Origin of the sequence: Acidisoma cellulosilyticum (assembly GCF_020621385.1) — a bacterium.
GTDB classification, from domain to species: Bacteria; Pseudomonadota; Alphaproteobacteria; order Acetobacterales; family Acetobacteraceae; genus Acidisoma; species Acidisoma cellulosilyticum.
This window is the reverse complement of the sequence record NZ_JAESVA010000004.1, coordinates 95,183-110,602: the sequence shown is the minus strand read 5'-3', so window position 1 is coordinate 110,602 and position 15,420 is coordinate 95,183. Positions and strand designations below refer to the sequence as shown.

Genomic DNA, 15,420 nt, shown 5'->3' with positions numbered 1-15,420 from the left:
TTCACGCTTGAGCGACCTTGTCCGTGTCGGCGGGAAACACGTCCCGCCCGGACTTCCAGCCCCCATCCGTCAATAGCTGACGCATCTCGTTACGCAGGGCATTGTACAGCGCTCGCATCGCGGCCGTAACGGGCCGATGCGTCGTCATACCGATCGAGAATACGCCGATAAGGCTCGGTTCGATGATGGGCGACATGGTGACCTCGCCCCGCGCAAGGCCCGCGCTGGCGAAAGGGTAAGGCAGCAGCGTCATGCCCAAACCCGCCGCGACCAGCTTGTTGATGGCGGCGAAACCGTCCACCTCGATCACGACATTGGGTTCCAGCTTCGCATCGCGCGCTGCCTGATCGACGATATAGCGAAGACCGTGATGTCCGGACGGCAGGATCAGCGGCATGCGAACGGCATCGGCGAAGCGAATGGGATCGCCCAGGCGGGTTTTTCCTTGTGTGGCACCGACGAGCAGAAGCTGGTCGGTAACCAAGGTCTCCACATTTAAGGTCGCTCGCCTGGGGGCATTATACACGATTGCAACATCAACCTGACCTGACATCAGCCAATCCATCACATAACCACTGATGCCTTCGCGAATTTGCAGCTTTGCCTCAGGATAATCCTCGCGGAACCGCCGCACCAGCGGCACCAGAAGATGTTCGCCCAGCATCGGGGGAATGCCGAGCACGACCTTGCCGGAGGGCGTGGCGCTCATCGCCTGAACTTCGAGAAGGGCGTGCTCGGCCCCGCTGAGAACCTTTTCCGTCGAGGCCAGGAATTTCGCCCCGGCCATGGTCAGGGTCACACCATGTCCGTTGCGGTGCAACAAACGGGAACCGGCTTCCTCTTCAAGCAATTGGATCTGTCGTGTCAGGGCAGATTGGCTGACGCCGAGCAGCGCCGATGCGCGCGAGAAACTGCCTTCCGTCGCGATGACGGTGAAATACCGCAGCTGATGCAGTTCCATCCGCTTTCTTCCCCAAGCCAAGTTTCTTTTGACGCGCGGGACGCCGTGCCGGCCCGGCCGCGCTGCCTCCGGCGCATTCGATAACTGTTATCGAATGCGCCGGAGGGGCAATCGCGTCAATATCGACCTCCAAAGACGGCCAATAGAGCCGCGGTCTGTAAGGAAATGTCCATGTTCGACGATGCCTACAGGGAAGCGAATTTCCCTGTCGTCCGGCCTGACTGGCTTGCCCTCCGGCGTGAAGATGTCATCGACGCGGGCCAGCCGATTATCGACGCGCATCATCACCTTTGGGATGAACCGCTTGCGCCGTATCAATTGCCTGACCTGATCGCCGATGCCAAGGCGGGCCACCGCATCGCCGCCACCGTCTATGTCGAGGCCAAATCGCATCTCCGTGATAGCGGCCCGGATCATCTCAAACCTGTCGGTGAGACCGAATTTGCGGCCGGCTGCTATCGGGTTGTGGGGGAAACCCGCTTTTGCGCTGCCATCGTCGGCTTCACCGATCTGACATGCGGCGGTTTCACGCAGGAATGTCTGGAGGCGCATGTCGCGGCTGGGCAAGGCCGCTTTCGCGGCGTTCGCGCTCGCGCGGCCTGGCACGCGCATCCCGCGTTGCGGCCGCCCGCCGATGGACCTCCGGCGGGCCTGCTGGCCGATCCTGCCTTCCAGCAAGGCGCTGCCCAACTCGCACAGATGGGGCTGACCCTCGATATCTGGGTCTTTCACACGCAACTTCCTGAGGTCGCGGCACTTGCCCGCGCCTTGCCGGATCTTCCCATGGTCATCAACCATTGCGGCGGCCCCTTGGGCATCGGACCGTTCCAGGGCCAGCGAACGGAAGTGTTCCAGTCCTGGCAAAAGGACCTGGCAAGTCTGACGCGGTTCGACAATCTGCATGTCAAGCTCGGCGGGCTCGGCATGCCCCGGATCGGTTTCGGATTTCAGAAGCGCGAAGCGCCGCCCGATTCCCAGACAGTCGCCACCGCCTGGGGACCCTATTTCGCCGCCTGCATCGAGGCTTTCGGCCCGAACCGCTGCATGTTCGAGAGCAATTTTCCGGTCGACAAGGGCGCCATCAGCTATCCCATTCTCTGGAACGCGCTGAAGCTTGCCTCCTCACAGTATAGCGCCACAGAAAAGAACGCCCTCTTCTCAGAAACGGCTGCTAATTTTTACAAAATAAAATAATAAAAATAATGAGGGTTCCATCATGCCGGTCAAGAGATGGCGTATATTTGTATTTTTATTCACCCTGACCTCGATCAACTATATCGACCGCGTTGCGCTCTCCGTCGCTGCCAAACCCCTGTCGGAAGCGTTTCATATCGGCACGGTCGAAATGGGTTATCTTTTCTCGTCTTTCATCTGGGGATATTTCGCCTGCCTCATCCTCTGGGGGCTGGCAGCGGATCGCTGGGGAACACGCACCGCCAATGCCGCCGGAATGGCGATCTTTTCCTTGGCAACGATCGCGACCGGATTCTGCTGGAACTTTTCGTCCGTGCTCGTCTCACGACTCGTCATGGGCGCGGGTGAGGCATCAAGCTTTCCGACCGGCGGCAAAATCATTCGCGAATGGATACCGGCCTCGGAACGCGCCTTCGCTGCGGCCTCGCTGAACGGCGGCTCCTACGCGGGGCCGGCGGTCGGCGCCGTGATCGTCGCTGCCATCGTATCGCTGACCGGATGGCGCGGCGGCTTTATCGCGACAGGGCTTTTCGGCTTCGTGTGGCTCGCGGCCTGGCTGCTGATCTATCGCAAGCCGGAAGAGGCGCGCTTTCTCAATGATCAGGAACGCGCCTTCATTCTTGCGACACGTGACGGCGCGCGCACCCATCTGGAGGAGACGAGCGCGGCCGGTCCCAAAATCGGCGTGCTCAGCCTTCTCGGCAATCTATCGATGTGGGGTCTGTTGCTGACACAGGGCTGCACCTCCTACTCGCAATTTCTGTTCCTGACCTGGCTGCCCAGTTATCTGGCGGCCGCACGCCATCTCACGATCATGAAGACCGGCCTGTTCACGGCGCTGCCTTATGCGGTCTGCGTCGTGCTCGGGGTGATCCTTGGCCGCCTCAGCGACATGGCTCTGGATCACAATAGCCTGCACAAGGGGCGGCGGCGCCTACTGATCGTGGCGGCATTGATCCTCGCTTCCGTCATCTTTGCCCTGCCCTTTGCCAATTCCATCTGGCTGATCGAAGCGATCATATCGCTGTCGCTGACCGGCGTTTCGACTGCCATCACGCTCAATATCGCGCTCACCAATGATCTGCTGGCGGAAGCTGGCCAGGCCGGGAAGGCGACAGGCCTTCTCATCACCGGCGGCGCCTTCTTCGCGATCCTCGCGCCGATCGTGACAGGCTATATCGTCGCCTTTACCGGCAGCTTCTCGTCCGCCTTCGTGCTGGCCGGCGTCATTCTGTTCATCGGCATGGTGAGTTGCCTCACGCTGACGCGCGGCGGCATCGCCGACCCGCGGCAGGCCGGCCGCTCAAGGCTCGCGGACCGTCAGGCCCGCGCATGACGTCCCTAGCCGGACGCGCAGGCCAGTACTCGCCCATCAACCCCCGCCCGTTCGCGCCGCCCAGCGCCGGGTGGCAAGACAGGAGAGCTCGCATGAGCAATGCCAAGCGACAGATCAAAATGGTCGGTTTCCTGCAGGCACAGAACTGCTCCATCGCACCCGGCTCCTGGCGGCATCCCGCCGGTGCCGTCGACTTTACATCGCCTGAATATTTCCAGCGCCTGGGACGATTGATGGAGGACGGCCGCTTCCACCTGACCTTCTTCGATGACCGCCTCGCCTTGCCTGATATCTACAGCGATGATTACCGCGATGCGGTTGCCAACGGCGTGCGCGTCGTCAAGATGGATCCAGCTACGATCATCACCATGATAGGGGCCGTCACCAGCCGTCTCGGCCTCGGTATCACCTATTCCACAACCTATTACGAGCCGTTCCACGTCGCGCGCATGTTCGCGACCCTGGATCTGATGACGAAGGGGCGTGCGGCATGGAATGTCGTCACCTCGCTCAATAATTCCGAGGCGGAGAATTTCGGGCGCGTCGGTCATTTGCCGCATGACGTGCGCTATGATCGCGCTGATGAGTTCATGGAAGTTGTCCTCGGCCTTTGGGACAGTTGGCAGGATGATGCGCTGATCATCGATAAGGCAAGCGGACGATTCGCCGATCCCGCGAAGGTTCATGCCTTGAACCACAAGGGCCAGTACTTTTCCGCCAAGGGACCGCTGCCGGTACCCCGGTCGCCGCAGGGACAGCCGGTGCTGATCCAGGCCGGCCAAAGCGGTCGCGGGCGAGCCTTTGCCGGCCGCTGGGGCGAGTTGATTTTCGTAGTCTACCCCAATCTTGCCGCCGGCAAGGAGCAATATGCCGCGGTGAAGGCCGCTGCCGCAGCGGCGGGGCGCGACCCCGACCTCGTCAGCGTCTGCCCGGCCTGTTACGTCTGCGTCGCCGACAGCCAGTCCGCGGCCGAGGAGAAGCGGGAATATATCCGTGCGCTGGCCAAACCGATCGATGCCGTCGTGCTCCTCTCCGAAGCGCTGAATTTCGATTTCGGCAGCAAGGATCTGGACTCCGAATTCACCGATGAGGAACTGAAGACAATCTCCTGGACCGGCTTCCGCGAACGCGTGATTTCCCTTAGCGGCAAGCCCAACCCCACCGTGCGCGACTTCGTCCATTTCTCGGGTCGCGGCACGATCGGCGAATTTCCGATCTTCTGCGGCACGCCCAGCATGGTCGCCGATCAGATGGAGGAGTGGTTCACGGCGCGCGCCTGCGACGGTTTCGTGCTCGCCGCCACGCATACGCCCGGCGCCTTCGAGGATTTCGTCCATTACGTGGTGCCGGAACTTCAGCGCCGTGGCCTCTATCATCGCGATTATACTGGCACCACGCTGCGGGAAAATCTCGGTCTTCCGCGTCCTGCGGCGGGAGACTGGAAGATCTCGGATCTGCGGAAAGCGTCCTGATTTTGCGACCGCATCATTCATTCCGATAGGATCGAACAGGAGCTTGCCTTGAACGAATATAGAATGCTCTCGACAAGCGGCATCCTGGGCTACGGGTATGCCGAGGAATCGCTGAAAATCGGCATGACATGGGAACCGCATGTCATCGGCTGCGACGGCGGCAGCACGGACCCCGGCCCTTATTACCTCGGCGCCGGCAAATCCTTCACCTCCCGCCTTTCGGTCAAGCGCGATCTGCGGCTGATGCTGCTGGCCGCCGTCGCAGCCCGCATTCCCTGCATCATCGGGACCTCGGGCGGCGCGGGCGGTGAGCCGCATCTGCAGGATACGGCGGCCATCGTGCGTGAGATTGCGCGCGAGGAAGGCCTGTCCTTCCGCATGGCCTTGATCCATGCCGAACAAAGCGCCGAGACGCTGATACACTATATCGATGCGGGGACAACGCGGCCGCTCGCGCGGATGAAACCGCTCGACGCCGAGACGGTGCGGCGTGCCGAGAGAATCGTTGGCATGATGGGTCCCGAACCCATCGCGCGCGCCCTCGACCAAGGCGCGCAGGTCATTCTCGCAGGCCGCAGCAGCGACCCAGCGCAATGGGCCGCGCCCGCTATTCGCGCCGGCCTGCCGCCGGCCCCCTCCTGGTATGCCGGCAAGATGCTGGAATGCGGGGCCGAGCCGACCGTGCCCAAGGAGCCGGACAATATCTTTCTCCGTGTCCGCCCGGATCACATCATCTGCGAGCCACCGAACCCGATCCGCCGGTCGACGCCGCTCGCGGTTGCCAATTTCGCGTTGCATGAGAATAGCAGCCCGATCCACCATACCGAACCCGGCGGCATGCTGGACACGACCGATTGCGTCTTCGAAGCGGTGAGCGACCGCGCCGTGAAGATCAGCGGCATGACCTGGACCCCGGCGGAGACCTATACAGTCAAGCTCGAAGGTGTCGAACGCGCGGGCTATCGTGCCATCACGATTTGTGGGACGCGTGACCCGGTTCTGATCAGTCAAATCGACGATTATCTGGAAACACATCGCAGCAAAATAGCCATCAAGGCAGCAGCTTTCGGCGTGCCGGCCTCGGACTATACCATGGTCGTGCGGACTTACGGGAAGAACGGCGTCATGGCCGGCTGGGAGCCTGAGACGGAGATCCGCTCCCACGAACTCGGCTTTGTCATCGAAGTCGTCGGGAAGACGCAGGATATCGCGAATGCGGTAGTCGCCATGGCCAGAACTTCCATGCTTCACGCCGATTTCCCTGGCCGGCTCTGCAAGGAAGGCAATATGGCCTTTCCCTTCAGCCCGTCCGACATCGAGCTTGGGCCGATGTTCCGGTTCAGCGTCTTTCATGTCGTCGCCCCCCGCGATCCGTACGAAATGTTCCCCATCGAATACGAAACCGTGTGAGTGCCATGCCCCGTATCAAAGACATTGCGCAAATCTGCAAAAGCAAGAATGCCGGCCCCTTCATGGTGACGATCGACGTCCTGTTCGAGGACCCGCATCTCTATCGGCAAGTCAAGGCGACGGGCGTATTGAACGCTGCCCTATTCGCCAAGCTCTACGGGGTCGCTGAAGCCGACGTTCTGTTCACGCCCTATGACGCGGCCTCGGCCTTCAAGGCGACGCTGCCGCGTCTCGTCCCCGCCGGCGACATCGGGGATACGGATGTCTATGGCGCTCAGCAGCATGCGCCGCTGCTCGACGTCGAGATTCCGTTGAACACTCTACCCCGCTAGCCTCATCGGTGGCGGAAGGCGCAATCCGCCTTGCCTTCCGCCCGGGGCAAATACGCCGGCAAATCGACCAATCCAAAAGGGAAAAGCGCCATGCATGGCATGAGCCGTTCGGTCGGTGAGAGGCTCGATCGTCTGCCGCCAAGCCGGTTTCACCGGCGGATGCTGTTCCTGATCGGTTCAGGCATGTTTTTCGACGGTTTCGACATCTATCTGGCGGGCGGGGTGCTCGGGGCGCTTGTCCATACCGGTGTCTCCACCGTCGACGGTAATGCCTTGTTCCTGTCGGCGACCTTCGCGGGCATGACGATAGGGGCCTGGTTCTCCGGCGTGCTCGGAGACCGCTTCGGGCGCCGCTTCTCGTACCAGTTCAATCTCGCGATCTTCGCCCTCGCGTCGCTCTGCGCGGCACTCGCGCCATCCATCGGATGGTTGATCGTCTTCCGCTTCGTGATGGGACTGGGCCTCGGCGCGGAAATCGTCGTGGGCTATGGCACCATGGCCGAATTCATGCCGCCCCGCCTTCGCGGCCGCTATGCCGCGCTGCTCAATCTCTTTACCAACTCTGCCCTGCTGGTCTCGACCTTCGGTGGGCTGATCATCATCCCTTATCTCGGATGGCGCTGGATGTTTGCCTTGGCGGCGGTCGGCGCCGGATTCATCTGGTTCCTGCGCAAGACCATGCCGGAATCCCCGCGCTGGCTTGAGTCGAAGGGGCGTTACGCGGAAGCGGAGGAGATCCTGCGCCGGATCGAGCAAGACGCACTTGGGCCGGCGCATGAGCCCTTGCCGGAGTTTCCGGCACCAGCGGCGCCGCCCGCGCAGGCCCCTGTCCTGCCCCTGTCACGCTTGTTCCAAGGCGGCATGCTCAGCCGCACGGTCACGGGCATGTGCATCAACGTCGTCAACAACCTCATCACCCATGGCTTCATCACCTGGATGCCGACATTCTTTATCGCGCATGGATTGACGGTCACGCGCTCACTCAGCTTTACCGCCGTCATGACGCTCGGCGCGCCTTGCGGCTCACTGTTGGGATACGCGGTCTCGGAATCGCTCGGGCGCCGGCAGGGGACAGTCATCTTCTCCTTCCTGGCGCTTGTGCTCGGCCTCATCTACCCCTTCGCCTTAGCCCCCTATCTTGTCATGACGATCGGCTTTTTCCTGGTGGCTTCTATCTTCGTGCTCGGGGCGCTCAGCATCGGCGGCTATGTGCCGGAGCTTTTCCCGACGGAGATAAGGCTGCGTGGCGTGGGCCTGTGCAGCACGACAGGACGGCTTGCCAATGTCGGCATCCCCTTCCTGATCGCGCTGCTTTACGCCCATGGCGGCGTCACGGCAGTGCTCGGCCTCATTTCCCTCGGACTGCTCGTGCAGGGTCTGGTGGTCATGATCCTGGGCGTCGAGACAAAGGGCGCAGCGCTGGAAGCGGTGACGAGCGGTCTTGGACGCGACGGTTAGAGTAGATCACAGTCAGGTCGGCCAGCATCGTCCGCTCGCGTAACAGGCGGATGGACGCAACACGCTTGAAGCTGAGATCCGATTCCTGCACCCGGGATCGGGCAGAATCATCACAAGCCGCCATCGCACAAATTTCTTGACGGGAATTTTCACGAAGCGCCATATTTATGTCGTAAAACTTTAGAGCGCCGATGCCCGCGAGCCCCTCCACCATCCTGGACGTCCTGGCGCCGCTGCGTGGCGGCCTTATCGTCTCCTGCCAGCCGGTCACCGGCGGGCCCTTGGACGAGACCGCCTTCGTCGTCGCCTTGGCCCAAGCCGTGCTGGGGGAAGGCGCCGTCGGGCTGCGTATCGAAGGTGTTGCGCGTGTCGCGGCAGTCTGCGCGGCCGTTACCCGGCCTGTCATCGGCATCGTGAAGGTCGATCTGCCGGACAGCCCGGTGCGCATCACCCCGCGGCTGTCGGATATCGACGGGCTCGTCCGCGCCGGCGCGCCCATCATCGCCTTCGACGCCACGGATCGCCACCGGCCGGTTCCGGTCGCCGAGATGATCGCGCTTATCCATGCCCATGGCGCCATCGCCATGGCGGATGTCTCGACCGTCGCCGAAGGCGAGGCGGCGGCGGCAGCAGGCGCCGAGATCCTGGCCTCGACCTTGTCGGGCTATACGGACCCGGAAGCCCCCGAACGGACGGCGCCGGACCTCGATCTTGTTGCGAGCCTCGCCGCGCGGGGCTTTACCGTGATTGCCGAAGGCAATGTCCGCACGCCGGCGAACGCGGCTGCGGCCATCGCGGCTGGCGCGCATGCCGTCGTCGTCGGCTCCGCCATCACGCGGCCCGAGCATGTCACCCGCTGGTTCCTGGATGCGTTGACCCCTTAACCCTGACCAAGGCCCGAGGATCTCTCTATGTGGAAGAGCCTGAGATTGAGCCTGCTCGCCGGCGCGGCCCTTGCCGCCGCCGCCGCCATCCGTCCGGCCTTCGCTGGGGACGTCACGCTGCTGTTCTGGCCGGGGCCGGAAAGCGAGGCCATGCAGAAGGCGATCGACGCCTATAATGCCGGCCAGGGCAAGACCGATCATGTCACGGTGAAGCAGCTTCTGTTCAGCCGACAGGGCTATTTCGATAAGGAGCTGCTGGACCTTGCAGCCGGCTCCAAGGATTTCGATCTCTCGCTGGTAACGACCTATACGATCGGCCGCTACGCGCCTTATCTCGCGCCGATCAACCCATATGTGACGCCGGAAATGAGCGCACAATTCGCGCCGGTCTCCCTCAATTCGCTGAGCTATAACGGTAAGCTTTATGGCGTGCCGACCGATATTTCGCTGCATTTCCTCTATTACCGCAAGGACCTCATCGCCAAGCTTCTGGCCGATCCCGCCTGGCAGAAGACATACACGGCGATCGCACAGGCAAAGCTCGGCGCAGCGCTCACACCCAAGGACCCGGCGGATTGGACCTGGCAGGATTTCGAGGCGGCGGCCCTGTTCTTCAGCCGCGCCGACAATAAGGCCAGCCCCACACGCTACGGCACCGCGCTGCAGATGAAGGACCTTATCTTCAATATCATGCTCTGGCAGGCGACGCTGGTCTCCAACGGCGGCAACTGGCTGGATGCGGCGGGCAAGCCCGAGATCGATAGCCCGGCCACCAAAACCGGCCTCGAAATCTACAAGACGCTGGTCGATGACAAGGCGACATCGCCGGCTTCGATCTCCTACGAATTCCCTGAGACGAACGAGGCGTTCCAATCCGGCCAGACGGCGATGATCCTGCAATGGAACGCGGCCTATGCCGAGTTGAACGATCCCACGAAATCGCCCGTCGTCGCGGGCAAGATCGGTTTGGCGCCGCTGCCGGCCGGCAGTCTTGGCCATAAGACGCATGTGCATTCGCTCGGCATCGGGCTGAACAAGGCCTCCCTGCATCAGGCCGATGCCGGGAAGTTCCTCGCCTGGCTGGCGACGCCGGCCGCCATGACCGTCTATGGCGAAGCCGGCGGCACGCCGCCCATGCCTTCTGTCCTGCAGGCCCTGTCTACAAAGCGGCCGGAATTCAAACTGATCGGCAACTACGCGTCGCAATACGGTTTCGTCGTCAAGGGCGGCACGGCGCCTTACGCTTTGCCGGTCTATACCGCGCTGGCCGATGCCTTTTCCGCCTATTGGGCGGGCCAGGTTCCCGTCGAGAAGGCCATGGCACAAGCGCAGGCGGGCATGACCGCGGCCATGGCGCAGAAGTGAGCGCAGCGGGGCGCACCATCGCCTTCGGGCAGGAACGACGGGCGGGCTATTGGCTGCTCGCCCCGCTTATCGCCTTCCTCGTCATCACCCTCGGCTTTCCCTTGGCGACCGACCTTGTCTATAGCGTCAGCACGGTCAGCTTCACCGCGCTGTGGTCGCCGCATTGGCGGGGGCTCGGCAATTTCGTGGATGTGCTGCAAGACCCGGTCTTCTGGCAGGCCGCCGGCTTTTCGCTCCGCTTCGCCGTCATCGCGACCGTCGCGGAAGTGGCGCTGGGTTTCGCGCTCGTCCTGATCCTCAACCCGCTGCTGGAACGTCACGGCTGGCTGATCGCTTTCCTCATCCTGCCGATGATGATCTCACCCGCGCTGATCGGCATCATGTACCGCCTGATGCTGAATGATTTCGTCGGCATCATTCCGCAATATCTCGACATGATCGGGATCGACGCCAATCTGCTCGGCCCGCAATGCGTCTTCGGCACGCTCGTTGTCATCGAGGTGCTGCAATGGACTCCCTTCGCGTTGCTGGCGCTGCTCGCAGCCTATCAGGCCATTCCCGCCGAACTCGTCGAGGCCGCACGTATCGACGGGGGCGGGTCGCTGTCCGTGTTCCGCTTCGTGACCTGGCCGCTGATGCTGCCGGCACTCGGCATTACGGCCTTCATCCGTTTCATCGACAGTTTCCGCGTCTTCGATCAGATCTATGTGCTGACAGGCGGCGGGCCCGGCACCATGACGACGAGCATGAGCCTTTATATCTACCGAGCCTTTTTCGAAAAGCAGCAGATCGGCCTGGCGGTCGCGGCCTCGCTGCTTCTGCTCGTCGCCGCCGTGCTCCTGCTGCGCGTCAGCCTGACCCGTCTGCTACGGAACGAGCCCGCATGAAACGCCGCCATCGCACCCGCGCGGCGCAGGGGCTGCGCTGGCTCGTCTATCTTCTGGCAGTTCTGCTGCTGAACCTGCCCGTCATCGTGACGCTGCTGACCTCGCTGAAGACGGATGCCGATATCAACGCCTCGCCGCCGATCTGGCTCTTCCACCCGACCTTTATGCATTACGCCGAGATCTTCAGCGATCCGACGCTCGATTTTCCGCATTACCTCGTCAATTCCACCAGCATCGCGCTCGGCGCCACGCTGCTGACGATCGCGCTGGCGCTTCCGGCGGCCTATGCCATCGCACGGCTTGGTATCGGCGCAAGCTTCCTGCTGCCGGCGGTGACCAACCTGCGCGTTCTGCCGCTGGTGATCTTCGCCATTCCCTTCTATCTCGCCTATCAGGCGCTGGGGCTGCTGGACACGCGGCTGGGCATGATGATCATCGGCTGTCTCATCAACCTGCCGCTCGCCCTCATCATGCTGGTCGGCTTCCTGCGCGAATTGCCGCGCGAGCTGGACGAGGCCGCGCGGGTGGATGGCGCCACCCTGCTCGGCATTCTGCGCCTCGTCATCATTCCCCTGGCGCGACCCAGCATCATGGCGGTCGCGATCCTCAGCTTCATCTATGCCTGGAACGAATTCCTGTTCGCGCTCATCCTGACCACGCGTCACGCGACGCCGGTGACCGTGGGCGCCACCTATTTCATCACCTCCTGGGGCGTGCGCTGGGGCGCGACGGCGGCGGCCATGGTCGTCAGCGTCCTGCCGCCGCTGCTGCTGGGCCTGGCAAGCCACCGGTTCCTAGCCCGCGCGACGACGGCCGGCGCTGTCAAGGGATGAGCGTGATGCGCAAACCGGTAACGACAGGACGGCGGGTATTGGCGGAGCTGCGCGCCTCCCTGCCCGCCTTGTCGCCGGCACTTGCCCGTATCGCCGAGACTGTGCTGGAGGCGCCGGAGCGCATCCTCAGCCAGACGGTCATTGAACTGGCCGAAGCGGCGGGCTCGTCAGACGCCAGCGTCATCCGTTTCTGCCGCGACCAGGGCTATGAGAGCTTCCAGGGCTTCAAACTGGCACTCGCGACCGAATTGGCGACGACGGAACCGCGCACTGTGCCTTCCGGCAAATGGGGCCGCCTTGGCGGCATGGTGGAACAGGCGGTGACGGCGTTGCGCGAGACGGAGGCGCTGCTCGACCCCGACCTCATCACCACCGTCGCCGACCGCCTGGCCAATGCAAGGCGCGTGCTGGTGCTCGGTGTCGGCGCCTCCGCGGTCACCATGCGGTATATGCAATACAAGCTGACAAGGCTTGGTCAGGCGGCGGTCGCGCATGAGGACGCGCATATGGGTGCCATGGCGGCGGCGGGCCTTGCGGCCGGCGATGTCGCCATCATCGTCTCCAGTTCCGGCTCGACGCTGGACGCCGTGCGCGCGGCACAATTAGCGCGGGATGCCGGCGCCTATGTCGTCGCCATCACCAACCGGTCGCGCAGCCCGCTGACGGCGCAGGCCGATGCCGTGCTGCTGGCGGCGGCGGCGGAAACGCCGCTGACCGGCGGCGCCTTCGCATCCAAGGTCAGCCAGTTCCTGGTCGTCGATCTTCTGTTCGAGACCATGGCGCGGGCAGATCCCGCAACGCGGGATGCGATCGCCAATACCGCGCGGAGTGTGGCCGACCGTGGCTATTGATGGGCCCACGACCGCGATCGACCTCGGCGGCACCAAAATCGCCGCCGCACGGGTGCAAGGCGCGCGGATTCTGGAACGGCGCCAGGTGCCGACGCCCCGCACCGGAAATTTCGACGATGTCCTGGCGGCGATCGCTGGCCTTGCGGGCGACTGGGCGGATGGTGTGGTCGCCCTCGCGACGACGGGGCTCGTCGATCAGGGGCGGCTGACGGCCATCAACCCCAAGACGCTCGATGTGCCCTTCGGCCTGCCGATCGAGGCGCTGCTCGGCGCGCGCCTCGGCGTGCCGGTGCGCGCGATGAATGACGCACAGGCCGCGGCCTGGGGCGAATACCGCCACGGCGCGGGCCAGGGCACCGGCTCCATGCTCTTCCTCACCGTCTCCACCGGGATCGGCGGCGGGCTGGTGCTGGATGGCAGGCTGCGAACCGGATCGGGCGGCCTCGCCGGACATGTGGGCCATATCCTGGCCGACCCCGCAGGCCCGTTATGCGGCTGCGGCCGATATGGCTGTCTGGAGGCCGTGGCGTCCGGCCCTGCCTTGGAACGCGCGGGCGCGCGCCGTCTGGGGCGGGCATTGACCTGCGAAGACTTGTTCCGGGCGGCCACAACCGACGCGCAGGCGGCGGCGGTGTTGGATGACGCTGCCCAGTCGATTGCTTCGGTCCTCTGCAGCCTGCATGCAGCGCTGGAGCTGGATTGCGCGGTCATCGGTGGCAGCGTTGGCCTCGCGACGGGTTTTCTCGCGCGCATCGACACCGCCATGGCGCAGGCGCCGGCGCGGTTGCGGCTTGGCATCCGCGCAGCCAGGCTCGGTGCCGATGCAGGCCTCGTGGGCGTGGCGGACTTGGCGTCCTCTTAGAGGCCGTCAGGTTGAGTTGGAAACGCCCCCAAATCTGTCGCGCGCGGCTCCCCTCACAGGGCCTGGCGCAGAAATTCGAGAAATCGTGGATCGTTCGCGTGTGCGACATTCAATCGCAGGGCTGGATTGGTCGTTGATCTGTCCGGGCGGAAGACGCAACCGGGTGCCAGGAATATGCCTTCATTGGCGGCCCTGGCACAGAGCGCCAGTTCATCTGCATTGTGGGGAAGCTCCGCCCATAGATAGAAACCGCCATAGCTCGTCTGCGGAAAGACCAGCGGCGTTTCCCGTAACTGCTGCAGCGCCTCGGCGGTCGCGTCTTTCACGCGCTGTCTTAATCGCCTCAGATGCCGCAGGTAATGTCCGCCGGCGATCAGATCATAGACCCGACGCTCGGCAAAGTCCGAGGTCGCGACCGTCGTCACAAGCTTGATATCGCTGAGGGCCGATACCGTTTCCCGGTCGCCCGCGATATAGCCCACCCTGAGCGAGGCTGAGAGTGTCTTGGCAAACGTGCCGACATAGATGACGCGGCGCAATTGATCGAAGGCTGCCAGTCGCGGCAGAAGGGGCGGCAGAATATCCGCGAATGCGTCATCCTCCACGATTTGAAAATCATGCGTTTCGGCGGCACGCAGCAAGCTGTGGGCGACATGCATGCCCATGGAACCGCCGGTCGGGTTATGCGCCAGTGACTGGGTAAAGAACAAGCGCGGTTGATGATCTTTCAACTGTGCGGCGAGCTCGTCCAGATCCGGCCCGTCGGGCCGACGCGTGATGCCGATGATCTGGGCCTTGGCCAGTTTCAGCTTGCCAAATAACGGGTAATAGCCGGGGCTATCGACAAAAACCACGTCGCCCGGCTCGACGAAGCGGCGGATGATAAGGTCCAACGCATGATTGGCGCCATGCGTCAGCAACAGCTGGTCCAGGCCGCTCTGGATGGAGCGTTCCTCCAGCATGAGGCTGATCCTTTCGCGCAGCGGCAGATAGCCCCAGGAACTGCCATAGCCGAATTCCACGGAACCGGACTGCCCGTCCCGCACGGCCCGGAAATGCGCCCCGAGCTCCGATTTTTCCATCCAGGAGGCCGGCGGCCGGCCGTCACCCGGGCGCACGGCGTAATGCTGGTCCAGTTGCTCCCGCAACAGCGACACAAGGTCGATCGCCTGGGAGACATGCGGCGCCTCCCAACGAGGGGACTTGGCGGGATGGGTGCGGGCGAAATATCCCGCCCCCCGTCTTGCCTCCAGATGGCCGGACGCGACCAGCCTGTCATAGACTTCGGCCATGGTGTTCTTGGATACGCCATGGGTCTCTGCCGCCTGACGGACCGAAGGCAGCCGCTCACCCGGCTTGGGCGCACCCGCTTCCAGCATGCGCGCCAGCGTCGCCACCAGGCGCTGCGTGCGACTGGCACCCAGATCGTTTTCGTGACGCGGCATTGTACCACCCAACTGACTGGGACAGGTCGGGTCCGAAGGGCCCGAATTGTCTCTTGTGCATGCTACGCAGACTTGGTCACCTTACGTCAATTGGCTGGGGAAACCGGCTCGTCCGCGGGAGGATCGACAA

14 protein-coding genes are annotated in these 15,420 nt (G+C 63.3%); 12 read left to right on the top strand and 2 right to left on the bottom strand.

Annotated features, from left to right (window positions below; genetic code table 11):
* Position 1 precedes the first annotated feature (1 nt).
* On the bottom strand, positions 2-961 hold the full coding sequence (locus ACELLULO517_RS12835; RefSeq protein WP_227307794.1) for a LysR family transcriptional regulator: 960 nt from the start codon (positions 959-961) through the stop codon (positions 2-4).
* Between the two features lie 171 nt (positions 962-1,132).
* On the opposite strand from ACELLULO517_RS12835, the gene ACELLULO517_RS12830 reads away from it, so the two are divergent.
* The 12 genes from ACELLULO517_RS12830 (at position 1,133) to ACELLULO517_RS12775 (ending at position 13,845) form a co-directional block, all read left to right on the top strand.
* Complete coding sequence (locus ACELLULO517_RS12830; RefSeq protein WP_227307793.1) at positions 1,133-2,155, top strand: amidohydrolase family protein; 1,023 nt, start codon at positions 1,133-1,135, stop codon at positions 2,153-2,155.
* Between the two features lie 22 nt (positions 2,156-2,177).
* Positions 2,178-3,491 (top strand): MFS transporter, encoded by a 1,314-nt coding sequence (locus ACELLULO517_RS12825; protein ID WP_227307792.1) that lies wholly within the window; start codon positions 2,178-2,180, stop codon positions 3,489-3,491.
* 92 nt (positions 3,492-3,583) lie between these two features.
* Positions 3,584-4,963, top strand: a complete 1,380-nt coding sequence (locus tag ACELLULO517_RS12820; RefSeq protein ID WP_227307791.1) for an LLM class flavin-dependent oxidoreductase — start codon at positions 3,584-3,586, stop codon at positions 4,961-4,963.
* 48 nt (positions 4,964-5,011) lie between these two features.
* Positions 5,012-6,373 carry an acyclic terpene utilization AtuA family protein gene (locus ACELLULO517_RS12815; RefSeq protein ID WP_227307790.1) on the top strand — a complete coding sequence of 454 codons (1,362 nt, stop codon included), beginning with the start codon at positions 5,012-5,014 and terminating at the stop codon, positions 6,371-6,373.
* A 5-nt stretch (positions 6,374-6,378) separates the two neighbouring features.
* Positions 6,379-6,705 (top strand): DUF4387 domain-containing protein, encoded by a 327-nt coding sequence (locus ACELLULO517_RS12810; RefSeq protein WP_227307789.1) that lies wholly within the window; start codon positions 6,379-6,381, stop codon positions 6,703-6,705.
* 30 nt (positions 6,706-6,735) lie between these two features.
* The gene (locus ACELLULO517_RS12805; RefSeq protein ID WP_227307788.1) at positions 6,736-8,163 is read left to right on the top strand and encodes an MFS transporter; all 1,428 of its coding nucleotides are present in this window, start codon (positions 6,736-6,738) and stop codon (positions 8,161-8,163) included.
* 191 nt (positions 8,164-8,354) lie between these two features.
* Positions 8,355-9,047 (top strand): N-acetylmannosamine-6-phosphate 2-epimerase, encoded by a 693-nt coding sequence (locus tag ACELLULO517_RS12800; protein ID WP_227307787.1) that lies wholly within the window; start codon positions 8,355-8,357, stop codon positions 9,045-9,047.
* A 27-nt stretch (positions 9,048-9,074) separates the two neighbouring features.
* The gene (locus tag ACELLULO517_RS12795; RefSeq protein ID WP_227307786.1) at positions 9,075-10,412 is read left to right on the top strand and encodes an ABC transporter substrate-binding protein; all 1,338 of its coding nucleotides are present in this window, start codon (positions 9,075-9,077) and stop codon (positions 10,410-10,412) included.
* Positions 10,409-11,299: a carbohydrate ABC transporter permease gene (locus tag ACELLULO517_RS12790; RefSeq protein WP_227307785.1), complete on the top strand. Its 891-nt coding sequence runs from the start codon at positions 10,409-10,411 to the stop codon at positions 11,297-11,299. Before ACELLULO517_RS12795 ends, ACELLULO517_RS12790 begins: the two co-directional genes overlap by 4 nt.
* The gene (locus tag ACELLULO517_RS12785) at positions 11,296-12,132 is read left to right on the top strand and encodes a carbohydrate ABC transporter permease (protein ID WP_227307784.1); all 837 of its coding nucleotides are present in this window, start codon (positions 11,296-11,298) and stop codon (positions 12,130-12,132) included. The genes ACELLULO517_RS12790 and ACELLULO517_RS12785 overlap by 4 nt, the downstream gene beginning before the upstream one ends.
* Positions 12,133-12,137: 5 nt before the next feature.
* Complete coding sequence (locus tag ACELLULO517_RS12780; protein WP_227307783.1) at positions 12,138-12,983, top strand: MurR/RpiR family transcriptional regulator; 846 nt, start codon at positions 12,138-12,140, stop codon at positions 12,981-12,983.
* A complete protein-coding gene (locus ACELLULO517_RS12775; protein ID WP_227307782.1) occupies positions 12,973-13,845 on the top strand; it encodes an N-acetylmannosamine kinase in 873 nt (290 codons plus the stop codon). The genes ACELLULO517_RS12780 and ACELLULO517_RS12775 overlap by 11 nt, the downstream gene beginning before the upstream one ends.
* A gap of 53 nt (positions 13,846-13,898) precedes the next feature.
* Here ACELLULO517_RS12775 and ACELLULO517_RS12770 read toward each other — a convergent pair whose 3' ends face one another.
* Complete coding sequence (locus ACELLULO517_RS12770; protein WP_227307781.1) at positions 13,899-15,290, bottom strand: aminotransferase-like domain-containing protein; 1,392 nt, start codon at positions 15,288-15,290, stop codon at positions 13,899-13,901.
* Between the last annotated feature and the right edge of the window lie 130 nt (positions 15,291-15,420).